This is a genomic window from Pseudanabaena sp. SR411, assembly GCF_002251945.1.
Lineage (GTDB): Bacteria > Cyanobacteriota > Cyanobacteriia > Pseudanabaenales > Pseudanabaenaceae > Pseudanabaena.
Genome location: NZ_NDHW01000190.1, coordinates 30,688 through 55,853 on the forward strand (window position 1 = coordinate 30,688; position 25,166 = coordinate 55,853).

The 25,166-nt window shown below is 38.0% G+C and carries 19 protein-coding genes; 14 read left to right on the forward strand and 5 right to left on the reverse strand.

Annotated elements, in window-relative coordinates; all coding sequences use genetic code 11:
- The first annotated feature begins 46 nt into the window (after window positions 1–46).
- The 12 genes from B9G53_RS20460 to B9G53_RS20515 all read left to right on the forward strand — a co-directional run bounded on the left by B9G53_RS20460 (window position 47) and on the right by B9G53_RS20515 (window position 13,505).
- Window positions 47–985: an NAD-dependent epimerase/dehydratase family protein gene (locus tag B9G53_RS20460; RefSeq protein ID WP_176453291.1), complete on the forward strand. Its 939-nt coding sequence runs from the start codon at window positions 47–49 to the stop codon at window positions 983–985.
- The gene (locus B9G53_RS20465; protein ID WP_094535321.1) at window positions 973–1,905 is read left to right on the forward strand and encodes a glycosyltransferase; all 933 of its coding nucleotides are present in this window, start codon (window positions 973–975) and stop codon (window positions 1,903–1,905) included. Before B9G53_RS20460 ends, B9G53_RS20465 begins: the two co-directional genes overlap by 13 nt.
- Before the next feature lie 125 nt (window positions 1,906–2,030).
- Entirely contained in the window at window positions 2,031–3,128 is a 1,098-nt protein-coding gene (locus B9G53_RS29160) for an acyltransferase (protein ID WP_094535322.1), read from the forward strand.
- Between the two features lie 143 nt (window positions 3,129–3,271).
- Complete coding sequence (locus tag B9G53_RS20475; protein ID WP_094535323.1) at window positions 3,272–4,930, forward strand: hypothetical protein; 1,659 nt, start codon at window positions 3,272–3,274, stop codon at window positions 4,928–4,930.
- Window positions 4,931–4,943: 13 nt separating this feature from the next.
- Entirely contained in the window at window positions 4,944–6,338 is a 1,395-nt protein-coding gene (locus B9G53_RS20480) for a glycosyltransferase (protein ID WP_094535324.1), read from the forward strand.
- A gap of 23 nt (window positions 6,339–6,361) precedes the next feature.
- Entirely contained in the window at window positions 6,362–7,147 is a 786-nt protein-coding gene (locus B9G53_RS20485; protein WP_094535325.1) for a class I SAM-dependent methyltransferase, read from the forward strand.
- Between the two features lie 205 nt (window positions 7,148–7,352).
- Window positions 7,353–8,273 (forward strand): NAD-dependent epimerase/dehydratase family protein, encoded by a 921-nt coding sequence (locus B9G53_RS20490; RefSeq protein WP_094535326.1) that lies wholly within the window; start codon window positions 7,353–7,355, stop codon window positions 8,271–8,273.
- Window positions 8,270–9,487 carry a glycosyltransferase family 4 protein gene (locus B9G53_RS20495; RefSeq protein ID WP_094535327.1) on the forward strand — a complete coding sequence of 406 codons (1,218 nt, stop codon included), beginning with the start codon at window positions 8,270–8,272 and terminating at the stop codon, window positions 9,485–9,487. The genes B9G53_RS20490 and B9G53_RS20495 overlap by 4 nt, the downstream gene beginning before the upstream one ends.
- 7 nt (window positions 9,488–9,494) lie before the next feature.
- Window positions 9,495–10,412 carry a glycosyltransferase gene (locus B9G53_RS20500; RefSeq protein ID WP_094535328.1) on the forward strand — a complete coding sequence of 306 codons (918 nt, stop codon included), beginning with the start codon at window positions 9,495–9,497 and terminating at the stop codon, window positions 10,410–10,412.
- 110 nt (window positions 10,413–10,522) lie between these two features.
- On the forward strand, window positions 10,523–11,536 hold the full coding sequence (locus B9G53_RS20505) for a glycosyltransferase (RefSeq protein WP_094535348.1): 1,014 nt from the start codon (window positions 10,523–10,525) through the stop codon (window positions 11,534–11,536).
- Between the two features lie 5 nt (window positions 11,537–11,541).
- On the forward strand, window positions 11,542–12,420 hold the full coding sequence (locus tag B9G53_RS20510) for a glycosyltransferase family 2 protein (protein ID WP_094535329.1): 879 nt from the start codon (window positions 11,542–11,544) through the stop codon (window positions 12,418–12,420).
- Between the two features lie 2 nt (window positions 12,421–12,422).
- Window positions 12,423–13,505, forward strand: a complete 1,083-nt coding sequence (locus tag B9G53_RS20515) for a glycosyltransferase family 1 protein (protein WP_094535330.1) — start codon at window positions 12,423–12,425, stop codon at window positions 13,503–13,505.
- A 19-nt stretch (window positions 13,506–13,524) separates the two neighbouring features.
- On the opposite strand, the gene B9G53_RS20520 is transcribed toward B9G53_RS20515, so the two are convergent.
- The gene (locus B9G53_RS20520; protein ID WP_217901639.1) at window positions 13,525–14,316 is read right to left on the reverse strand and encodes a PD-(D/E)XK nuclease family protein; all 792 of its coding nucleotides are present in this window, start codon (window positions 14,314–14,316) and stop codon (window positions 13,525–13,527) included.
- Between B9G53_RS20520 and B9G53_RS20525 the strand changes: the two genes are divergently transcribed.
- Window positions 14,316–17,432, forward strand: a complete 3,117-nt coding sequence (locus B9G53_RS20525) for a hypothetical protein (RefSeq protein WP_254923754.1) — start codon at window positions 14,316–14,318, stop codon at window positions 17,430–17,432. The two genes, B9G53_RS20520 and B9G53_RS20525, sit on opposite strands and share 1 nt — an antisense overlap.
- Window positions 17,433–17,435: 3 nt before the next feature.
- A complete protein-coding gene (locus B9G53_RS20530; protein ID WP_094535333.1) occupies window positions 17,436–17,882 on the forward strand; it encodes a Crp/Fnr family transcriptional regulator in 447 nt (148 codons plus the stop codon).
- A 61-nt stretch (window positions 17,883–17,943) separates the two neighbouring features.
- On the opposite strand, the gene B9G53_RS20535 is transcribed toward B9G53_RS20530, so the two are convergent.
- From B9G53_RS20535 to B9G53_RS20550, 4 genes are read right to left on the reverse strand one after another with little or no spacing between them, the layout of a single operon-like run.
- Window positions 17,944–19,578 (reverse strand): glycosyltransferase family 39 protein, encoded by a 1,635-nt coding sequence (locus B9G53_RS20535; protein WP_094535334.1) that lies wholly within the window; start codon window positions 19,576–19,578, stop codon window positions 17,944–17,946.
- A 46-nt stretch (window positions 19,579–19,624) separates the two neighbouring features.
- Window positions 19,625–20,344 carry a M48 family metallopeptidase gene (locus B9G53_RS20540; RefSeq protein WP_094535335.1) on the reverse strand — a complete coding sequence of 240 codons (720 nt, stop codon included), beginning with the start codon at window positions 20,342–20,344 and terminating at the stop codon, window positions 19,625–19,627.
- Entirely contained in the window at window positions 20,341–23,712 is a 3,372-nt protein-coding gene (locus tag B9G53_RS20545) for a type I restriction endonuclease subunit R (RefSeq protein WP_094535336.1), read from the reverse strand. The genes B9G53_RS20540 and B9G53_RS20545 overlap by 4 nt, the downstream gene beginning before the upstream one ends.
- Entirely contained in the window at window positions 23,709–24,950 is a 1,242-nt protein-coding gene (locus B9G53_RS20550; RefSeq protein ID WP_094535337.1) for a restriction endonuclease subunit S, read from the reverse strand. Before B9G53_RS20550 ends, B9G53_RS20545 begins: the two co-directional genes overlap by 4 nt.
- Between the last annotated feature and the right edge of the window lie 216 nt (window positions 24,951–25,166).

A 25,166-nucleotide genomic window follows, 5' to 3' on the forward strand; every position in this document is an offset into this window, starting at 1 on the left:
TAATCATGATTAAAGAACAACTCGTCATTTACCAAAGGTCTAAATAGTGAAAATTGGAATTACTGGAGCAACAGGCTTTTTGGGATCATATTTGCTGAAGTATTTAATGAATCTAGAAAAGTATGAATTATACGCTTTAAGCAGAACTATATCATCAGAAAAAATTAAAAACTTTAATAGTGTAGTTTGGATTGAAGGGGATTTAAGCTCTAATCAAATTTGTACAGATTTTGTCAAAAATCTTGATCTAATTATTCATCTTGCACATACCAACACACCTCTTACTTCAAACAGAGATATTTCTAGTGACACCTTACTTAACTTAATTCCTACACTCAATTTATTACAAGCAATTCGAGACTATGGAGCGTCTCCCCATATAATTTATGCTAGTAGCGGAGGAGCTATTTATAAGCCTTCTCTGAATTGTCAACCTTTTAAAGAGTCTGATCATTGTGAACCGTCATCCTCTTATGGAATTCAAAAACTTACAGTTGAAAATTATTTGCGTTTGAGTGCAGAACAAAACTGGTTAACAGCTACTTGCCTCAGAATCGGTAATCCCTACGGAGTTTTACTACCATCAGAGCGTATGCAAGGTTTAATTGGAGTAGCTTTAAATAAAACTCTTAATCGGCAACCAGTAAAAATTTACGGAAATCCTAATAATGTAAGAGACTACATTCATTTAGAGGATATGTGTCGTATGTTTGAGTTGGTTATACATCAACGATCCTCCTTTGAAGTTTACAATGTGGGAAGTGGAACAGGCTATTCCGTCAATAAAGTCCTAGACTTAATCGAGAAATTTACTGGTATTCTTATGACAAAAGAAATATGGCAAGCAAACCAGACTACTAATCAATTGCCGTCATGGACAGTGCTAGACATAAAAAAATCCTATGAGAATTTAGCATGGGAGCCTTTAATTAAACTTGAACAAGGTTTAAAAGCCTTATGTGAGCAAACACTATGGAATCAGTAAAGGTTTCGGTTTTACTCCCTGTTTATAATGGGGGGGCAACCTTATCTCAAGCGATCGCTTCCATCCTTTCTCAGGACATGTCAGAGTTTGAACTAATAATTATTGATGACTGTTCTACTGACAACTCTGCTTCAATTATTCGTCAATACGCAGAGAAGGATTCAAGGATCATCCCCATTTTCCATGAGGTCAATATAGGACTAGCTAAAACCTTGAATGAAGGACTTAACTTAGCAAAATCAGATTTTGTAGCAAGAATGGATCAAGATGATGAATCTTTACCCCATCGCCTTAGAATTCAGCTGGATTATATGCTTAGAAATCCAGAGTTTGCAGTTGTTGGCAGCTATGTTTATCACATGGGTGCTAAGCAAGAGTTTGATCGTTTAGTAGAACTTCCATCTGATGCTGAACAAATTAAACAAACCCTATTGCAATACAACTGTATGTATCATCCTTCCGTTATGATGAGACGCAATAAAATTTTAGAAATTGGTGGCTATCAGGCTGAGTTTAAGAATGCTGAGGATTACGATCTATGGTTGCGAGTTAGTAAGGTATATTCCTTGGCTAACATTACTGAGCCACTACTGAGATATAGGTTTTCTGTTACAGGAATGACTCTAAGCCGCAAATGGGAACAGTTATTTTATGTTTATCTTGCTCAAGTTGCCCATGAAGAGGAGAAAGATTTTGAATCTATTTGTGAAATATCTAAAGAAAGATTAGAAAAAATGGATAAGAAACACTTCTTAACTCAAGTTGCTAAAGGCACAGTAACAGAACTATTATGTCTAAAACTATGGAAGGATGCTATCAAGTTAATATTTCAATTTTCTGGAGACATCGATTTTAAAACTTCTGTAGGACTCCTAGCAAATGTTTTTAAGTCAATACTGACTAAGTTGATTTTCAGTTAGATACATCCCACCTAATTTTGATATTATTTTCGAATATGAAAAATCATAATGAATATAGCTATATCATCATTAAAAAATCTAGCAATCTTGATGAGTCAAGAAAAAGAAAATATCACAATTAAATAATGATTACAAATTTACAACTAATAAGAATTTTTGCCGCATTAGCAGTCGTGATTTATCATACGGATTTCAGGATACTGGGAAACGTTCACACGGATTTTCAAGCTGTTTGTCTGTTTTTTGTGCTAAGTGGCTTTCTCATTACACATGTTACGAGAAAAAGCTCTGAATATTTTTTAAGAAAACGTTTAATAAGAATAGTTCCATTATATTGGCTTACTACTATTGGTTTATTAATATTCTCCGCCTTTGGATTCATGAATCCCTTAAGAACAATACCTCTTATTTTAAATAATTTTAATGGATTTATTCAACAATCTAATGTTAGTTTTACGAGTCTCCTGAGTTTTGACAAGATTATTCACTTATTTACAAGCTTATTATTCATACCCTATCTTGATCAATCTAATAGCTATCACCCAATTGTGGGGGTTGGTTGGACTCTCAATTTAGAAATATTTTTTTATATGATCTTTGCCCTTTCACTTCTATTATCAAAGAAGTATGCACCTATTATAACTATTTTTCTTATAGGAGCCATCATGTTTTTCGTGAAATTTAGCCAATGCAAATCAGTAGTTTGCTACATGTACTCTCTTAACTATATTATGTTGTTTGTTTTGGGGATACTTGTTTATTACGTCATAAACTTAATTCCAAAAAAAATATTTCAGTACAGACTAGCTTTACTTTATTTCTCATTATTTATATTAGCAACTTTTATTTATTTGAATTTATTTTCTTTCCACAACAATACAATTATAGTCATGTTGTTAATATATGTATATCCGCCTTTAATAGTTGTTTTATCTATCTCTCTTCATGAGGCAAAATATAGATTTAATCATGCACCCACGCTAATTTTGGGAGATGCTTCGTATGCCATATATCTAACCCATACATTATTTATTGAAATATTTAGATCTATTAGTACACAGTATCCATTATTTACCCCTAGTAAAAGCATCTTCGCAGTTATATTGATTCTTATACTTTCTTCAATTTCTTCTATTTTTATATACAAAAAGATAGAGGCGCCTCTAATAATTTTTTTAAAATCAATTTACATTGACAACAAACCAATCAATTCCTCTCTCTGAAAAAATTGATTATACCGTATTAAAATTTCCTTACATAACTAATATGAACCACTAAAAATATTCAATTCAATTTAAGCAACTGTTGTTTTACATGAATTCAAGTACCTATATTAAGTTATTACTAAACCCTTAGGATCAAAACCATGAGCAATACTCAGTTAAATAATGCAAATAAACTTTATTCTTATTTGATCTTGCTGGCTTTTACTATCCCTAACATAGTGTGGATAACCTTAGATCAAAGAGTTTGGCCGTGGGACCAAGCTTGGTATGGGCAAGTATCAGTAGAATTATTTTATCGCTTAATTCATTCACGTTCGGGTTGGTTCCAAGAAATGATTTCTGCTTTTGGAACTAAAGCTCCAGGAACTGCTTGGCTAGGGCAGTTTTTCGTTCCTATTGGGCAAATCATTGGTTCAATTGATACTGGTTTATTACTATCAATTGTTGCAACTCAATTTATTCTTTGGCTGCTCATATACCATACGATTCTAAAACTAACTGACAGTCGTTTAATTTCTATAATTTGTTGTACTTTCGCAGCTTCAGCTCCTTTATCAGTAGCTTTAACCCATCAGTATTTTGTAGAGCCTCTTCAAACACTTTCCGTCGCATGGGTCATTTTAATTATGGCTTTTGCTCCAAAATGGGAAAGTAAAACAATAGCTTTAAATCTGATCAGTGCGACATCATTAGGAATGCTAGCAAAAATAACTTTTCCTCTATATACTTTTATCCCAATATTAGTAGATGTTTACTATATTTATAGAAACAGAAAGACAAGTAAAAATCGCGATCAAATTGATAGAAAAAGTGGTTTTTCTTTAGTATCTTTAGCTCCCTATATTTCAACAGTTCTATTAGTTAGTGGATTGTTGTTGTGGTATGGAAAAAACTTTCAAAGTGTTCTATCTTTTTCCATTCTCGCATCTTCAGGAGAAGCTTCTTTCCTGTATGGATCAAAAGCAGATTTTTTATACAAAATTCAATATTGGTTGTCTGCATCTCAAAAAAGCTTTTTTACACCTACTTCTGTGATTTGTCTGCTCACACTATTCATTTACATTCTAGCAAAGAGTATTTATGGTTTTAAGAAGAAGTTTAATCATATCAAATTAGACTATTTTGATGTGATGAATATAGTAGCTATCGTAGAAATAGGTTTGATTTTGGTTGCTTTTAGTTTTCAAGTTAATCAGGAAAATAGATATCTACTACCTTTATTACCTTATTTAGCTTTATTAATAGCTTGGATTCTGAAAAGAACAAGGCAAAAGTTATTAGTATTTTTTACTGGATTTGTACTAGTTCTACAACTACTTACAGTTCAATCACAAGCATTGGGGATTACTCCAGAAGATCCCAATTTATCATCTTGGTTGTATCCAATTGATAGAATTAGTACGAATAAGCAACTACTATCTAAATTAGTAGACACTACTTGTAAAAATGAAACCGAGAAAGATAGGTATAACATCATTGGTTTAGAGCTTCCTTGGTTTAATGCTAATTCAGCAGCATATTTTTCTGCTCAACAACAACTGAAAAAAGACTTTCGTTGTTACTACACTTCATTAGGATATGCTGAAAAAGATACGGAAAAAGCATGGGCAAGACTATTTGACTTAAATATAAATTACTTTGCTACTTTACAGCCGCGATCGCAAGCCGAAACTGCAAACCCACTTAATTTAGTCTCTCTCCCTATTCTTGAACGCATTCAAAGTAGTCCAAAATTTACAAGAGAAATATTCGTTGACGATCAATCACATGTACTATTGTATAAGAAAATTAATCCATAGATTTTAGACCTTCATGTTTACCTACAGACAACTTCAGAAATGGCGAAATAGAAACTCATATTATTACCAAGACATAGAGTTCTTTTACCAATTTTGGGTTCAGCCACACACTAAGATACTGGAAGTTGGTAGTGGATTAGGTGATTTGCTAGATAAAGTAAAGCCAGATTATGGACTAGGTATAGACGTAAACCCCTTAGCAGTTGAAAATGCTAAAGAAAAGTATAATCATCTTGAATTTGAAGCTATTGATGCTGAAGAATTTATAAGCAACCAGTTGTTTGACTACATACTATTAGCAAATACGATCAGTTACGTTGGTGATATTCAGAGGGTTTTTACTAATCTCTCAAAAATGTGTCATTCATCCACCAGAGTAATCTTAACTTTTCACAACCCTGGTTGGGAATTATTCCTTAGATTAGCGACATTCCTTAAACAGAGAATGCCAGTATCTTCTCTGAATTGGTTGAATTTAGAAGATATTGAAAACTTATTTAATTTGGCTGGTTTTGAAGTAATTAAACATGGTAAGCGCTGCTTATTTCCCAGAAATATTCCTCTAGTTTCATATATCGTTAATAAGTTTATTGCACCTTTACCTATATTTAATCAGCTGTGCTTAACTGAATATATTATTGCTAGACCTCGTATTAGCACATACGAATCTCAAGAAAATGCTAAAGAGTTAACCTGCTCTGTGATTGTTCCAGCCCGTAACGAGTCAGGAAATATAGAAAGCTGTATTACTCGAATGCCAAGGCTCGGTAAACATACAGAGATTATCTTTGTTGAAGGACATTCTAGTGATAATACTTGGGAGGAAATTCAGCGAGTGCAAAACAAGTATCAAGATAAATGGGATATCAAGATTTGTCAGCAAACAGGCAAAGGCAAAGGAAATGCGGTTAGAGAGGGCTTTGCCATGGCTCAAGGAGACATCCTAATTATTTTAGACTCCGATTTGACTGTTCGTCCCGAAGATCTGATTTATTTTTTTGACGCTATTGCCTCAGGTCGGTGTGAATTTGCAAACGGTTGTCGTTTAATTTATCCTGTATCCGAAGATACGATGCCGTGGCTAAATCGTATGGCAAATCGTTTTTTTGCTTGGCTACTATCATATTTACTGAATACAAAGATCAAAGATTCACTTTGTGGAACCAAGGTTTTAAAAAAAATCCACTATGAAAGAATTGCTCAAAACCGCAGCTATTTTGGAGATTTTGACCCCTTTGGAGACTTTGACTTACTTTTTGGAGCTGCCAAATTGGGACTACAGATTCAAGATATTCCTGTAAGATACATGCCACGTACCTATGGTCAATCAAACATTCAACATATTAAAGAAGGATTGGTCTTATTAAAAATGTGTTTATATGCAGCTCAAAAGATAAAATTTGTCTAAAAGTTTAGTCGTTAATACTAACTATGTTACAAGAATTAATCCGTATTTTAAAACTCCCAGAAAGCCAGCAGATTAAGAGCTTAGACGATTCAGAAAATATATACATTCTTAGGAAGATCATCCAAAGAAAGATATTTTTGCGTAATATTTATCTGTCTTTTTATAGAAAGTTTCTTGATATATTGTTAACACTTAAAGTTGAAGGAGAGGTGATTGAGCTAGGAAGTGGAGCTGGATTTATTAAAAGAAAAATACCGTATGTAATAACTTCTGACGTTATTGCCTATGAAGGTGTAGACAAGGTTTTCTCTGCTCTAGATATACCTTTTGTAGACAATAGTGTTAGTGCTTTTTTAATGATTGATGTTTTGCATCACATTAAGGATTCCCGCCTGTTCTTTCAAGAAATGCAACGTTGTTTAAAGCTTGGAGGAAAGGTGGTAATGATTGAACCAGCTAATACAATTTGGTCAAGGTTTATATATACTAGATTTCACCATGAGCCTTTTGATGTTAGTGGTGGTTGGGGTTTTGAAGAAGGAGGTCCACTATCTGGAGCAAATATGGCTATACCATATATTATTTTCCAGAGAGATGTTAAGCAATTTATTTGTGAATACCCTAATCTTAAAATATGCTCCATCTCACTTCATACACCATTTAGATACTTGATAAGTGGTGGTCTATCATTTCGCCAGCTTCTTCCTTCATTTACTTATCCATTAGTGGTTTTTATCGAATTTATATTGTCTCCTTTAAATAGGTTCTTAGGAATGTTTACGACTATTGAACTAGAAAAAACAAGCTAAATCTGAAAAAGCTTTTTCTATTTTGACGTTCGACAAGTATAGGATATAGGAAGAATTATATATACCAATATGAAGTTCAAGATATATTCATTTACCTGAAAATTATTACAAAAAATCAAAAGCTAATCTATTCGGATAGTTAAATAAGTATTTGTGAATATAATATAGTTTAAAATTTAAATTTCTTATACTCTAGGAGCGTAAAATGAAAGCAATTGTTATAGGTGGTTCAGGATTTATTGGCTCTTATATTACTCAAGAGCTAGTCAAACAAAATATTACTACACTTGTTTATGATAATTTCTCAACAGGCGATTTAAATAACCTTAATTCAGTTAGTTCAAAAATACACATTGAAAAAGCCGATGTTACTGATTTAGAGCAACTTCAAGCATCAATGGAAGGAGCAAATTATGTATTTCATCTAGCAGCTCAAACATCAGTAACTGAATCTTTACTAGATCCCTTTTCCACAAATCAAATTAATAATATAGGTACACTAAATGTACTTTGGTCTGCATTACAAGCAAAAGTTTCAAGAGTAATAATTGCTTCAAGTTGTTCAGTATATGGAGATAGACATCAACCTCCATTACAAGAATCTTATTTGCCTAATCCTAAATCTCCTTATGCAGCTAGTAAATTAATAGCAGAAGCATTTGCTGAGAGCTTTTACCACTCCTATGGTCTAGAAACAATATGCTTAAGATACTTTAATGTATACGGCTTACGTCAAAGAGCAGATTCAGATTATGCCGCAGTGATTCCTCGATTTATAGAATGCTATCGCCAGAAAAAAGCTCCTCAAATTTATGGGACTGGACTCCAAAGTCGAGATTTTATACATGTTTCTGATGTCGCTAGAGCTAACATTTTAGCAGCGATGCTACCGAGTGCCATAGTGAATAAACATCGAGTTTTCAATATTGGAACTGGTATTAAAACAAACTTGTTAGAATTACTTGAGCTAATTTCTAAATATACAAATTCCTATTTAGAACCTACTTTTTTGTCGTCTCGACAAGGTGAGATTGAACACTCTTGTGCAAGCCCTAATCTAGCTCAAGAAAATTTGGATTTCAGCGCTTTAGTTAGTCTAGAAGAAGGGATTAAAACACTATTATGAAAATAGTTTATGTACTAACCACTAATTTGCTATGTGGCGGACATATAATAGTTCTCCAACATGTTTCTCGGCTAGCTAAAAAGGGATATGATGTTTCTATCTGTGTTTTAGATGAAACTATACCTCCTACACCAGCTTCCTTCTCTTGGTTTCCCAACTTTAACTACCCTGTCATTCATCCCAAAAATTTTCCTGAAGATGTTGACATTTGTGTTGCTACTTTCTGGGATACATTAATTCAAGTTCTTAAATTACCTGCAAAACATAAAGTTTACTTTGTTCAATCAGATGAAACCCGTTTTTATGATGATCTAATCATGAAGAACTGGGTTGTTTTGACTTATTTATGTAACATTTATTATATGACTGAAGCAAAGTGGATTGTTGATTGGCTTGATCATAACTTTGGTCATCAAGCTGCTTATATCCCTAATGCTATTGACACTAGTATTATTCATACCGACAAACCAATTGCTAAAAAGAGAGAAGACAAGTTAAGAATATTAGTAGAAGGCACTATAGATTCCCCTTTTAAAAGAGTAAGAGAAGCAATTAAAGCAAGTGAAGGATTAGGTTGCGAAATCTGGTGTGTTTCAAATGGTGGGAAACCTTCTCCAGATTGGAAAATAGATCGCTTCTTTTATAAGGTTGACTTTAGTCAAATGAAAAAGATTTATTCTAGCTGTGATATTTTAGTTAAACTTAGTAGTGTAGAAGGTTTTTTTGGTCCACCTTTAGAAATGATGGCTTGTGGTGGAGTGTGTGTTGTTAGTGACGTTACTGGATATGATGAATACATTAAGGATGAATATAATGCTTTAGTCATACCAAATGGGGATATTGAGCTATCACGTCAAGCATTAATAAGACTAATTGAAGATAAAGATTTATATAGAAGACTTCAGAGCAATGGACAGATAACAGCTAATTCTATGCAGTGGGAGGATTCAATTGATAAGCTTGAGTCTTTTTTCCAAGGTCTCTATTCCAAGCCTAGATCATCTCATGTTAAAGGGGAAAGAATCGAAGTTTTGCGGAAGTTACTAACAGAGTATTACTTTTTAAAATGTGAGAACCCAGAAATAATTAATTCATATAAATTATCAAGATTGGAATATATTGTGGTTAATATTTTCAAAAAAATCAAACAAACAATTCCTTTATCTATAAGGCTAAAAACCAAGGCTAGAATCAATAGACTTATTAAGAAATAGTTGTTATATGCAGACAAAAGTAGCAGCCTACATCACATGTTATCAAGATCAAGAATCTGCTAATAGATGTATTCAATCTATCGAAGCTCAATCAGTTCAAGTTAAAGCTATTTATATAGTAGATAATTCCTATGAGCCATTGCAATTAAATAATAAAAATGGTCTGCTATTGATTCATCATTATCCTGAGAATATCGGAATTATTGGAGGTATGGTAAAAGCTATCGAATGGGCGATCGCTGAAGGATATGACTTCCTATGGACATTTGATCAAGATAGTGTTCCCTCAGAAAATTGCTTAGAAATATTAATCGCTACATATAATGAAGCAATACAACGAAATAATTACAAAGTGGGTATTGTTGCTCCAACTCCTTCCGATCCTAGGACAGGTAAAATTATTGAAGGCGCAGTTTTTTGTTGCGATCGCTTTCAAGGAATTAAACATAATAATGACGTTGATTTCTATGAATGCGATTCACCCATAACATCAGGTTCTTTAATTTCATTAACTGCGGCTCAAGCTATTTCACCTCCTTGCATCGATTTGTTCATCGACGGGATTGACCTTGACTATGGATTTAGGCTAAGACAAGAGGGGTTCCACAACCTAATTTCTAGTAAAGCTACAATGCACCACAATTACGGGAATCCCATTAGAGTGAAATTCATGCATGAATTTCGTCAAGTTCAACAGTATTCAGCTTTACGTCATTACTATATTTGCCGAAACCATACATATTTAGAGATGCAATTTTCTCAAGGTTATTATCGTTTTACTAGCCTAATACAGCGCTTAAAATACATGCTTGTTAATATTCTTTGGATTATACTTTATGACTTTAGCGATAAGCAATTAAAAATATGGGCTTGTTTATTAGGAACTTATCATGGATTGTTAGGAAAGCTTGGTAAAACTTGGTGATTCAATCAATGTTTTAAGTAGAAAGTCATGTAATTAATTTAGTTGATTTTATTGGAGCTTATATTTATTGGGAGCAATTTGTATGAATGTTAATTATCCAATTTAATAAAATGATAACATTAGAGAAAGTAGGTATTGTTTTAGCTACATATAACCCTAATCTAGAATATTTTCAAAAACAAATTCAGTCAATCAAGAATCAAATTTATGAAAATTGGGTCTGCCATATTGTTGATGACTTTTCTTCAATAGATTTTCAAGAATCAATTAAAATGATTGTTGGTGATGATCCACGATTTGTTTGCCATTTTCATCATCAAAATCTTAATCATTATCATAATTTTGAACGTGGGTTAAAGTATTGTATTGAAGATAGTTCAGTTACAGCTATAGCTTTATCAGATCAAGATGATATTTGGTATCCTCAAAAATTATCTATATTATTAGCAAAACTAAGGGAGAAAAAAGCAGTTTTAGTCCATTCTGACTTGGAAATGATAGATTCTAAAGACAATATAATTAATCAATCAACTTGGGAGTTTGAAGGTCGGAATCCTGAAAAACTATCAATAGATCTGCTATTACTTTGTAATGTAGTAACTGGATGCTCATTAATATTTTGTAAATCTATAGTAAACGATATACTCCCATTTCCTGAACAAGATAAAATTCACTGGTATCATGATTGGTGGATCACTTTAGTTGCAGCACAAAAAGGTAGAATTGAGCATATTCGTCAGCCTTTAGTTATGTATAGAATTCATGGTTTAAATAATGTAGGCGTAACTAAAGATTCTTCAAGACTTTATCGACAAATATTACTTATAATCAGAAAGAAATTCAAGCTTTCCCTTAATAGTTACTTAGTTAGAAGGGATTTTAGTAATGTATTCTATCAAAGATTTAAAAAAGAGTTAGACATTGTAAATTGGAATAATCCTTTTGACGATAAAAGTTTTGATTTTGGAATAAAAATAATTGAATTATTATATAGAAGCATATCGTCAGGATATAATGCTGAAGGTGTAGCTTTGAGAGTTTGGTTATTGAAAATTTTGTTTGATTTACAAAGGATTAAACAAATATTAATTAATAGACAATTAAAAACTACTAAGCGTGGATAATCTATATGTCTTCTAATTTTGTGTCAATTATTTTAGTTAACTTTAACGGAGAAGATGTTTTAGTTGATTGCCTGAGCTCTTTAGAAAAATTTGTTCCTAAGCATAACTCTGAAATAATTGTTGTTGATAATAACTCTCAGGATAATAGCATCAATATTATTGAGAGCAAATTTCCTGATATAAGATTAATTAAACTACCTCAAAATCTTGGATTTGGAGCAGGAAATAATGCTGGAGCTAAAGAAGCTAAGGGTAATTTTTTGTTCTTATTGAACACTGACACAATAGTTACAAACAATTTTCTGCCACACCTATTAGAATTAATGTCCTCAAATTCAGATGTAGGTATCATTGGTCCTAAACTAGTTTTTCCTGATGGAAAATTTCAGGTCTCTTTCTCTCCTGAAATTAGTTTTACTGGGGAAATCAAAGCAAAAAAAATGCATAAAAATTCTTATGACGAAAATAAATTATATCTCATTGAAAAGGATTTTCAATCTATTAAAGTTGTAGATATAGTTGTTGGAGCTGCTTTTTTTATTAGAAAAGATTTGTTCGATTTGTTAGGTGGATTTGACGAAAGATTTTTTATGTATTTTGAAGAGTCTGATTTGTGCAAAAGGGTCAGAGATTTAGGATATCAAGTTTTATATACTCCTCATGTATCAATTATTCATTTGCGAGGACATTCTGTTAAAAAGTCAGCTGATAAGATGTCTTTAGAATATAGGCGGAGTCAAATTTATTACTACCACAAGCATTGCCAATCTTGGGAAATATTATGTTTGAAAATATATTTACTATTTAAATTTTTATACGAATACCTAAAATCACCCAACTTCTATAATCTAGAAATTATAAAATTAGTTTTTGTCTATAAATAACCTTGTCTGTATTAATTAACTATTCATTTTTATTAACTAAGCCTACAGGAACTACAACCTATGCGCTTAGTATTTTACCTTTCCTAAAGAAGGTTGAGCCGATAATTTTAAGCTCACGATCTTTGCCTAATTACAATTGCTATCAAACACCCATTAATCAAACAGCAGAACAAGGATTTAAAGGGCATCTACGTCGCTTAATGTGGATACAATTTCAATTGCCAAAAATCTACAGAGAGCTAAAATCGCAACTTTTGTTTTCGCCAATATCAGAAGCACCATTATGGTCTCAATGTTCTACGGTGGTGATGGCTCATGATTTTATCCCTTTGAGATTTCCTAAACGATTTTCCCCGCTTACACCCTACAATCAATATTATGTACCTCAGGTTTTATCTCAGGCGCAGCATATTGTTTGCAATTCCCAATCCACTGCTGACGATATCGTTAAATTTTGTCATATCCCATCGCATAAAATTACCCCTATTCTTTTAGCGTATGATGCGAAGCATTTTCGAGAAATCGTAAACAAGTCAGAATCTAGATCATTACATCCTTACTTTTTATATATTGGTAGGCATGATCTGTATAAAAATGTTAGTCGTTTAATTTCAGCTTTTGTAAGTTTACCATCACATCATGAATATCAACTTTGGCTGGCAGGACCTTCAGACGATCGCTACACACCAGCTTTAAAAAAACAAGTACAAGAATTAGGACTAATCGATCGCGTCAAGTTTCTGGACTATGTACCCTATGATGATTTACCGAAAATAATTAGTGGCGCGATCGCTTTAGTCTTTCCATCACTGTGGGAAGGATTTGGTTTACCTGTACTCGAAGCAATGGCTTGTGGGACTCCCGTAATTACATCTAACTTGTCATCTTTACCAGAAGTTGCTGGAGATGCAGCCATTTTGATCGATCCTTACAATGTGGAAGAAATTGCCGATGCGATGCAAGCGATCGCTAATGATTCAGGACTGAGAGCAAAACTATCTGCTCTTGGGCTGGCTAGAGCTAATTTGTTTAGTTGGGAGAAAACTGGAAAAGCAACTGTTGAGGTGTTACAGAGATTTATGTAGCACTTTTGGAGCAATCTTTTTATATTGTGATTTCGGGAATGTCGGCGATATTGCTAGGTATTGGGCTTGTTAACAGATTGCCCCGATCACAGCGATCTCGAAACTCACAATAATTACAATCAGAACTATGAAGCGGTAATTTAGGATAATCAATTGCTTGGTTAATTTCTGCCAAAATTTGCTTTAACTTGATTTCCGTACTCATATACTCCTCCTGTGAGTAAGGAATGATAACTGATTCAGCCGTATTGGCAAACCAATAGGTCATTGATAATTGCTCAGGGGTGTAGCTAGTTGTTGTAGCTAGTAGATATAGATAAAGTCGGGTTTGCCAATTAGTTTTTAATTTTTCCGCAGCGATCTCCACTTGATGGGTTTTCCAATCGAGGATTTGAGCTTGACGATCGCCCAAAATCAAAAAGTCGTAAATTGCAGTTAAGACAAAATACCCTTGACCATAATCGCTATTCTGACTATGATGCAGCGACATTTTGATTGGCATTTCTAAAGTGCGTCGATGTTCACAGAGGCGATCGCCAGTAATCATCGCTGGAGGTTGATGCTCAAAAGCCAATAGCCACGATTGCAACTTTGGGTCACTACTGGCTAGTACTGCCACATCTAGCCCTAGCTCTTTTTGCTGCATTAGTAAGTGAAAATTAGAGCCTAAGAGCAAATTTTTTTTGCTCTGCAAATCAGCTTCAGGTAAACTCAACTCCTCTAGAAAACTATATTGATATTTACGCCGACAAATTTCCCAAATATTGAGATGTCCCTGTGAAATTGAAGTAATTGGCGAAATAGCTGTCATTGCAGATTTGCGTTCTTGTAGTACCATATCGTCAAACGATCGCCATCATCCATGAATACACCCAAATGAATTCACCAGTGAATGCGCCTGTCATTCCCCACTCCAATTCTTCGATGCGCCGATTTTTAAAAATCGTCAATCTGCGTCCAGATGAAGCTGAACGCACGTTTTTGATGTTTTTATTTTACGGTGCAACATCAATTGGAGCGGTATGGCTTGAGTATTCTAGCTCTACCTTGTTTCTTCAAGCCTATACGGCTGAGAATCTGACTTGGGTATACATTGCCACAGCTTTTGTGGTGACTGCTTTAGGTGTGTTTTACTCATGGTTGCAAAAAATATTCCCTTTGCGTTGGGTGATGCTAGGCGTATCCTGCTTGCTGGCTCTGCCACTGCCTTTGGCATGGATGGGACTCATGCAAGAAGGCAAATCGTTTATGTACATGGCGGCCGTATTCGGGATTCGCCTGTGGGTTGAGGGTATTTATGTACTGAGCAATATTAATAATGACATTGCGGCAAACCAGTTATTTAATATTCGGGAAATTAAACGAGCTTTTCCCTTAATTAGTACAGGGATTATTGTTGCGGAAATAGTAGCAGGGTTTTCCTATCCATTGTTGGTAAGTTGGGGTGGGGCAACGAATATGACCCTTGCCACTTGTTTGATGTTAGCGATCGGTTCTTGCGTACTGTTTTATCTGAGTACCCGCTATAAACAAGCTTTTCCTAACTCTGTCTATAACAGTGAAGAAGATAGTGAGATTTCTACCCGTACTCTCAAAGGTAATATCCGCAAGTATGTCTGGCTTTTGTTTGGCTTTTTTATTGCCGCTCAAGTTTTATTTTTCATGATTGAGTTTCAGTATCAATCACAACTGGAAATTCATCTAAAAACTGAAGAGGCGATCGGCAGCTTTTTGGGCATTTTTGGCGGAATTATGGGGGTTTTTAAGCTGGCTCTTCAGCTTTTTGGCTCTAGTCGGATTATTGAACGGATTGGGGTGTTTTTTGCGGTACTAATGCCACCTATAGGCATCATCATTACAGGCACGATCGCAGGTTTTGCTCCATTTGGTTTATTAGTAGGTTTTGTAGTTCTAAAATTCTTTGATGAATTATTTCGGTTTACCATTGTTGCGGCTACAGCACCCACACTCTTTCAGGCTGTACCAGATCTGTTTCGCAGTCAGATCCAATCTTTTGTGCGGGGTATTGCTGATCCCTTGGCTACAGGTGGAGCGGGAGTATTAATTTGGGTTGTAAGTGAAGTTTTTAGACTGAATAATGTCAGTGCGGCTATTTCTGCTCAGTGGTTTGCAGGGGTAATTGTGTTGGTTGCGATTATCTGGGTAATAGTTATTTGGTTATTGCGACGGGGGTATTTGGAGCTTTTGATTCAGAGTGTGGAGCGGGGGCAACTGAGTTTGTTAACTGTCGATACTCGCGAAGTTCGTCGGGCAGTGTCGGAGTCGATGACTAGGGCCGAAACCCAGACTGAGCAATCGGTCTGTATTGACCTATTGACGCAAATTGTGCCGCAAGCTGTGGGTGAGACTCTTGCGCCAATGTTGTCACAGATGACACCAGACTTACAGGCGCAAAGTATTGCCGCCATGCTGGAAAATCCTGAGCCGAGGTATTTGTCCTATATTCGCGAAGTGATGCAATCGCCTAATGCATCGCCACAAGTACAAGCTCTATGCTTACGCTATGTGTTGCTAGCCGATGAAAAGAATCGTGATATTGATGGGTTACGCAAATATTTGGGACCAGAGCAAAATCCAATTATTCGGGGTACGGCGGTGGCTTTGATGATGCGGCTAGGGGCTTCGTCACAGGTTGCTGAAGCAACTAATACTTTGCGGCATATGATTACCAGTTCATCACAACCTGAGCGGGTCTTAGGTTGTCGAGCTTTGGCTGAAGCCGCCTTTATGCAGTCTCTACGTTTTTATGTACCGCAGTTGTTGCAAGATCCATCGATTGAAGTGCGTTGTGCATTGCTAAGAGCGATCGCCGCCACTCGTGCTAGTGAATATTTTCCATCGATTATTCGGGGGTTGCATTACAAGGCAACGCGCAAAGCTGCTCATGAGGCTTTAGTAACCCTTGGGGATGACGCAATTCCCTCTTTACTAGAACTATCCTTTAGCGATCGCAGCCCTGATAATGTAAAGATCCAAGCTTGGGACATTTTGGGAGAAATCGGCTCTCAGACTTCCATTTCGGTGCTAGCCAATAATTTGTCTAAATCTTGGGGTAAGCATCGACGACAAATTCTGCGTACTCTCATACGCATACCTCAAGAACAAGGTATTGAGGCGATCCTTGAACTGATCGGACGTAGTGGTATTGAGAAAATGGTGATTCAAGAGCTTGGGGTAATGACTGAAGCTTGGGCAGGTGTAGTCGATCTGTCTGTGGATCAAGTCTCCACCACAGAGGCTAGTCTATTGATCGATTCGTTGCAGAATGAAGCGATCAGTAGCTTGGAACGAATTTTCTTGATGATGAAATTACTTTATTCAGCATCAGCAATTCAGGCGGCGGCTTTTAATATTTTGTCTGACTCTAAGAGCAGTCTCGCTCGCGGCATGGAAATCTTAGACAATACAGTTGACTTGAGCGTAAAACAAATTATCTTATCAGTGGTTGACAATCGCTCGATCGCGGATAAATTAAGCGTTCTTGCCAACATCCATCCCTATCAGCCCCTGTCACCATCCAAACGGTTACAGCAGCTTGTGGATTTACGCTATTGCCTATCAGACTGGACGTTAGCTTGCTGTTTTCATGTGGCGCGGACACAATATTGGAGTGTGCCTGCGGAGGCGATGTTGAAATGTCTAGAACATCCCACGGGTTTTGTCAGAGAGGCTGTAGTGTCTTATTTGCAAGTTGCTTCGCCGCGATCGCTGGTCAAGGTTTTGCCACATTTGCTCAAGGATCGTGATTCTTTGGTACTGGCTCAAGCAAGGGCTATTTCCTATTACTTTCAAAATAATGGCAAAAATATTCTAAATCTAAGTGATAATTTGCATGATAGTAAAGATATAGATACTGAGATAAGAGCCAGAATGGGCGGCAAACCAAATGGTTATGGGGAGTCTTAGGCAATGTTAACCAGTATTGATCGATTGCTATTGGTGCGCGGAGTTCCAATTTTTAAGGAATTGCGCGATGACTTCTTGGTTCGCCTTGCTTCGATCATGAACGAGGTTTCCTATCCATCTGGCAAAATGATCTTTGCCCAAGGTCAAGAGGGGCGATCTCTATATATTGTGGTTGCTGGGCGAGTGCGGGTGCATTTGGGGGATAAGGATCTGGCTCTTTTAGACAAGGGTAGTTGTTTTGGGGAAATGTCGCTGTTTGATGCAGAGCCGCGATCAGCTTCGGTAACGGCTATTTCTAGTTGTGATTGTCTGGTGCTAACGCAGCAGCAGCTATATGAAGCGATCGATGAAACTCCCGATATTGCGGTCAATATTATTCGTTTGCTATCCCGTCGCATTCGTAGCCAAAATATCCAACTCAACGAGTTGCAAGCTTCTGAACCACATTAGGAATTTATAGCGCCCAAACAGTGTGAGGCGGCGCTTTGCGCCGCCTCACGCTGTTTGGGTTTTATCCGTAGGGTCGTGGATAGGGTTTTAGCATTGGTGACGCGCGATAGACTGGAAAAATTTGGACGGCTTGCCCTCCTCGTTTAATGGGAATGTCCGCAATTTTCTCTAGAGATTGAAAGTAACCTGCATATTTATCTAGGGGTTGAGGGAATCTCTCATCTTTTATAAATTGCTCTGAAGTGATGTAGAGCGAAGTCTTACCAACAAAATCTTCAGCTTTGCTCCAATAGGCAAACCCGCGCAAATCTTCATCAAAACAAGTCACTTTTTTACCCAGTGGCTCGATCGCCATGCCCACTTGCCCTGCCACAAAGAAATTATTGCTAAATACAAAATCAGATTTTGCTAATTCTGCTTTGAGCATGGGCGAATCAACAAAGGCTTGGCGTAACTGCTCAATGTCAATCATCTGGGTAGAGGGATCATCTTTGGCTTCCCAGAAACCACCTGCGATCGCCGCATCCCCACCTTTCTGCGCGATCCCCAAATGCACATGTAGTAATCCAATTAGCAACAGCGGCAAAATCACTACCCCCGATCCCCAAAGCCAATTACGAATAAATTTGGGACGCTTTAACTGCACTTGAGCAGCCCGTTCGCCCAGTAAAAGTGTTGCCCCAAAAAATCCTGGCATATGCCATGAGGGCAGGATTTGAATAAATCCGCCCATAAAAGTAAATCCAAAGAAAATTGGCGCTGACACACAGAGGATTAGCAATCTTTTGGTACGCAGGATATCTTCGGCGATCGCTAATTCATGGCTATTTTCATCAGTTTTTTCTTGTCTTGTAGGAACTTTTACCAACTCCCCCAATGTCCGAAAACTTGTCCACCATAAAGGAAATCCAAACGTAGGAAACAGATAACCAAGCGCTAATAGAATCGTTACCAACAGACGCTCTAGGTTATAGCCCTGAGAAGGCACAGCCCGCCCACTCTGAAAGCGAAATGAGGCAAAATCATGTTGGTAATTCCAGATCAGCACGGGAGAAATGGCGATCGCAAATAAAGCGATCGCTACTAAAGTCCACCCTGAGAATAAAGCTACTCGATGGCGACGGCTGAACAAGCAAAATAGTACTAATCCGCCACCGAGCAGCACTCCATGATATTTACCTAGAAATGCGAGACCAACTAGTAAACCAATAACGGCAAGGCGGTAGGTCGGTTTGTAATCACTAACTTGATTAGCAACTTGATCGGGCGGAAAAAATTCTGTAGCGGCAACCCATAAGCAAGCTGCCCAGAAAAACATCAAGGCATTATCAGGCAAGGTCAGAATACCAAAGGCAATCTGGAAAATCGGAATTGTGGTCAAAATCGCCAGAGTTAAAGTGGCTGTGCGATCGCCAAATAGTTTACGACTAGCTAAGTAGGAGAAAATTAATGTTCCTGTATACAGTAAAACCCCACCTATCCGCAGCGTAAAAGGTGTCACTGCCCCCGTGAGCCAGATGCCAATTCCTGCTGTAAAGGCAACTAGTGGAGGATGATCGAAATAACTCAGGTTTAGATTTTGGGTATATAGGTAATAGTAAGCTTCGTCAAAGCCGATGTTGAGATAGATCGCGCATACAGCCCTAAACAGGAAACCCCACAATAATATGGCGATCGCCCACTTATGAATTTTCACTCTAAATTCCTTTAACTAATGTACGAATAATTTTAAACCGCTATAGTTATATTTCCAGCTTGGCTAGAGTTTGCTGTCTTTTTTCCCAGTCGGGCATACATTTAGTCAGGAGTTGCCAGAATTTAGGGCTATGGTTCATGAATTGCAAGTGGCAAAGCTCGTGCATGATGATGTAATCGATGCAAGGGGTAGGGGCTTTGATTAAGTCTAAGTTCAGGACAATTCGCCCTGATGGTGTACAGCTACCCCATCGATTTCGCATTTTGCGGATCGCCATATCAACTTTTTCGATATCTAGAAATGGCTTGCTCGATCGCAGACATAGGGATAAACGCTGCTCAAAAAATGGACGAGATCGCTGGCGATACCAAGCATCCATCATTTGGCAAATCGAGTCTGTATCAGTGCGATCGCATACGCAGACATGAAAAAATGCACCTTTAAGCTTTACCGATGAGATTTCGCCAATTTCTACTTTGAGGCGATATTGCCGCCCCAAGTATCGATGGGTTTCTCCAGATATCCATTGGCGCGGTGCTAGGGGTGGTGGTAGTTGCTCAAACTCTTGGATGCGGCGATCGATCCAGATCGCGCGTTTACGAACTTTTTCTTCGATTTTCAGGAGGCTGGTGTCGTGGGGGGCGATAACAGCAACATTGCCATCGGGATGAACGCTAATTTCTAGGGTCTGGCGATCGCTGCGGTAGAGTTCATAGCTTAGCTGAATCCCTTTAGCCGTGAGGGAATATTTCTCTGGTAGTTTCATGGGATGCGTACCCTTGCGATATCAATACATTTAGCGAGGATGATATCGATGGTGTCGAAGTCGATTTCAAAATTATGGCGATCTTGGATTTCAAAGAGCATATCTTCGATCGCAGTTTTCATTTGGTTTTGGATATCGGTATTTTGAGTCCAGTGGACAATGCGATTTTCTTGGATAATCTGGTCAATATTGATGGCAATTTCGACGCTGAGATTATTTAAAGATGTCGAGGTCTTGTAGGTTTGACTTGTATCTTGAACTCGCGCCGATTTTTTATCATAATTGTGATTATTTGATGCTGGCAGATCGCCAATGCCCCTGAGATTTTCTTGGATAATGCCGTAGTATGCCTTAGCGACATCCCGATCGCGTAGGGCTTCGGGAACTTCATCACCAGTGCGATCGCGTACTTTATCTCGAATTTCTTCGACTTGCTGCAATATGGTATCGGCATCATCAAAGCGCTGTTCGCGGATATTGTTGATAATGTCCTCTAGCATTTGCGAAAAGGGTTTATAGAAGGCGGGGTCTTCTTCTAAACGTTCGATGATGGCGCGTTTGGTACGGTTAGCAATTAACTCAGCCTTGGCGAGCGCAGAACTACGCGCATCGATTTCCGCTTGAAAGGCTTCCTTATCAAAGATGTTAACGGGTTCTACTACGGTTTCGATCTCGCCTGATTCCACATGGGTATCGAGTAGTTTTTGGATGGAAGTTTGATATTGCTTAAAATCAATTTTTTCGGCATAGCGTCGGGCGGTAGAGGCGCGGAGATTAATAAAAAATTGCAGATCGCTTTTGTAACGATTAATTTTGGTTTCGGGAGTCTGTTTATAAAATTCAAGACTGGCAAGGGCAATCTTCAGGGTTCGGGCAAAGATGGATAGGCGTTCGTAAAAGTCCGATCGCTTTCTTTCATCGGCAAGCGATCGCTCTAGTAGCTCATCATCATACTTATTGACAACACCTTGAAATAGCTCCCAAATATTGCTGTGACGCTGTTCTAACTTGCCCCATTCTTCAGAAATATCAGTGAGAATCCCATCGAGATCGCCTTGCTCAAATTCGCTTTCCATTGAGCCATAGAGATCGATCGCCTTGCCTAGTTTTTTCAACACGCCAAAATAATCGATGATGAAACCGTGATCTTTGCCATCGTAGAGGCGATTGACACGGGCGATCGCTTGCAGTAGTCCGTGATCCTTAAGGGAACGGGTGAGGTAGAGAACGATATTTCGTGGGGCATCAAAGCCCGTTAGCAATTTATCAACAACAATAATAATTTCGGGTTCGTCATAAGTTTTAAAGCTTTTAATCAGTTCCCTTTGATACTTATCTTCTGTACCATATTTCTCCAAAATCCGCTTCCAAAAGTCTTGAATCTTGGGACGTTGGGAGTCGTCGCGGAGTTCGCTAACTTCGGTGTTTCCTTCGCGGGTGTCGGGCGGCGAGATCAGGACTTCGCTAGTGACCATCCCAAACTCATCTAAAAATCTTTTGTAAAACAGGGCAGCAGCTTTGGATGGAGTGACCAGTTGACCTTTAAAGGGGGTGATTTTGCCAAAGGTCTTAGAAAAGTGTTCGCTGATGTCCCATGCGATCGCCTGAATTTTCTGCTCGGTCTGATTGAGCTGATCGGCAGTGGAGAATTTTTTCTTGAGGTCGGCGCGTTGCTGCTCGTTTAGTCCTGCGGTAGTGCGCTGAAACCAAAGATCGATTTGTTTACGATTTACTTCTTGTTGTACAAATCGACCTTCATAGAGCAGTGGCACAACGGCGCGATCGCTCACGGCTTCATTAATTGTGTACGAGGGTGCAATCAGTCCGCCAAATTTGGTGACGGTGCTTTGTTCTTTTTTCTGAACGGGTGTACCTGTGAAGGCGATCAAGCAAGCTTTTGGTAATACTCGCTGCATGGCAATATGTAATGTGCCGAACTGGGTACGATGTCCTTCATCGACTAGGACAAAGATATTCGGGCTGTCGTTGGTGTAGTCGCGACTGGCGAGTAACTTGTCTAATTTATTTTGGTTGTCATCTTCGACTTTGCCCTCGTTATTGGGATCGCTAATTTGGAATTTATTGATTAAGGTGGTAATAATTCGCGCCTTGGGATCGTTGAGCAGTTCGCGCAGGTTTTTACCTGTTTTGGCTTGCACGACTTCCACACCACAATGATCGAAGGTGCGATAAATCTGTTCATCGAGATCGACGCGATCGGTGACGAGAATAATCTGAGGATCTTTGATATTGGGATCGTTGGCGATCGCTGAGGCGAGCATTACCATAGTTAGGGATTTGCCACTGCCTTGGGTATGCCAGACTACGCCGCCTTTACGTTTGCCTTCTGCGTCAAAGGTATGGATACGTTCCATTACTCGTTTTACACAAAAATATTGCTGGTAACGGGCTATTTTGCGATCGCCATTATCAAAGAGGCTAAAGCGATCGGCTAATTCGAGCAGGCGTTCTGGTCGGGCTAGGGCATAGAGCGCCCGATCTTGTTCGGTGATGCTCCGTCCTTGTTTTTGCAATATTTCAAACCATTGCCGCGACTTTTCGGGAGTTGTGCCTTTAAATCGGTACTGATCGGGGGTAAAGAGGTGGGTGATTTGGCGATCGCTTAGGGGTTGATGGATAATTTGCTGCAAGCCCTCAAGTTCGCGTTCTTTCCAGACTGCCCAAAATTTGGCGGCGGTTCCTGTTGCGCCATAGCTGGCGGCGTTGGTGGCTAGTACCATGAGGATTTGACTATAGTGAAATAGCCTTGGTATTTCGCTTTCCCGTTGGTTGCGGAGTTGTTGGCTGATGGCTTCTTCGATGGGGTCTTTGCCAATCAGTCCCGATCGCTTACATTCGATTACACAGAAGGGAATGCCATTTACAAACAGGACGATATCGGGTCGCCTTGTGTCGGTCGTGCCTTTGGCGGCGATCGCAAATTCATCGGTGACGTGGTAAACGTTGTTTTCGGGGTTTGCCCAGTCGATGTAGTGGAGGTTAAAGCTTTTGGTGTCGCCTTGGATGCTTTGTGATAGGGCTTTGCCGAGTCGAATTAGTTCCCATATTTTTTCGTTTGTCCGCACTAGTCCGTCGTCTTCGATATCGCGCAATATGCGGATGGCTTCGGTGATGTTGCCTTCACTAAAGGGAATGTTTTCGCCCCGAAATTGAATACGGTTCATTTTCCGTAGTTGTTCTTCGAGTATGCCAAAGAGGATGACGCTAGATTTGCGATCGCCTCTGAGTTTGTTGGCTTGGCTGGGTGTGAGGTATTGATAGCCAAGTTTGATCAGTAGGGCTAAGGCAGGTATTTTTGAGGTGTCGTCTTCGCTAAAGGGCGGTGTGATTTCGGGGATGGTGGTCATGGGGTTTGGACGCGGATTTTGCCTGTTAGGAGTTGTTGCATTAAGCCTTGTTTTTGAGTTTTGAGTGAATGAAGTTGCTTTTCTAACAAAGAAATTTCTTGATCCAATAATTTATCAACTTGAGCAATTTTTTTCTGTTCTCTAATTGAGAGTATTGGTAATAGAAGTGTCTCTAACTTTCTCTTGTTTAAGGTTATTCCTTTAACTGCTTGATCAGTATCTACTCGTTTAACAGCCAAAGGTAAAGCTGCATATAAATAGTCTTGATCAACAAGATTATCTTTAGGAAAGAAAGCTGCAATAGCTTCATTTGTATATAACTCACACCCTGCCTGAGCTACACGCCCAATTGTTAGTTTAAAACTCATTAGAGTTGTCCCTTTAGGAACAGATTTAGTGTTAGATTTTCTTATTCCTTCTGCGGTTATATACTCTTTAGTCCTAGCAATAAATCTACCGCTCATATCTCTGATAGAAACCCAAGGAAATCCATCTTTCGAGCTATTTGCCCAGTAATTAGGTTCCTGTCGAGACGGAGTACCACCAATATTTATTTGACAAGCTTTGCTAAGCATTTGCATATGCCATAAATCATTTTTAAACTCTGGGAAACGGATTTTACCCGTGAGGAGTTTTTGCATTAGTCCTTGTTTGAGGCGGCGTTTGGCTGTGATTAGCTTTTCGGTTAGTGCGATCGCGTTTTCTAGAGTACTGATTATATTAATAATTGACTGCTGTTCAGCAATAGAAGGGATGGCAATTACAAAATTTTTTAATTGAGTTGAATTAATACTTGCTAGATTTGTTGTCTGTTTAGAAGCAAGCTGAAAATACTTTCTTCCTAAAGTACTTTCTGTTAACCAACCAAGATATTTTGATAGAACTTTACGAGGATTAGGGCGAACAGCAAAAACATGATTTTGATGTAAGCATTCAGATAATTCTCCTTGCCAGATAGTTCCTCGTCCTAATTTATCTGCATCTCCTCCCTCTGTTAATAAAACATCACCATACTGGAGCAAATATTTTTGTAGCTTTTCTCGTTCTATTTTGATGGTTTTTATTTGAGAAAGATCCAGATATCCAAATTGTACATTTGCTACTCTTAAATAAGGAAGCTCAACAGGATCGATAAACTCATTGGAAGCATTTTTTGCAATACCTGTTTGAACTTCTGCAATATCGGACAACTTATAAATTTTCCAATCACTTGGAATACGAAACCCTAATTTAGACATAACTACATCACAATTTTTATAACCATTACAACACAACCGTAGGGGCAAAGCATTCCCACCACAACCTATAAATTTTCAGATCCATTTTAAATTGGGAATGCTTTGTCCAAAACCTCACAACGCAGGGACAACCTATCACCACAAGCAAACAGGGTTCAGCATTTGCATTGCCAGATTGTCGCGAGGAGCATCAAAACATTCGCGCAAATGCTAAAC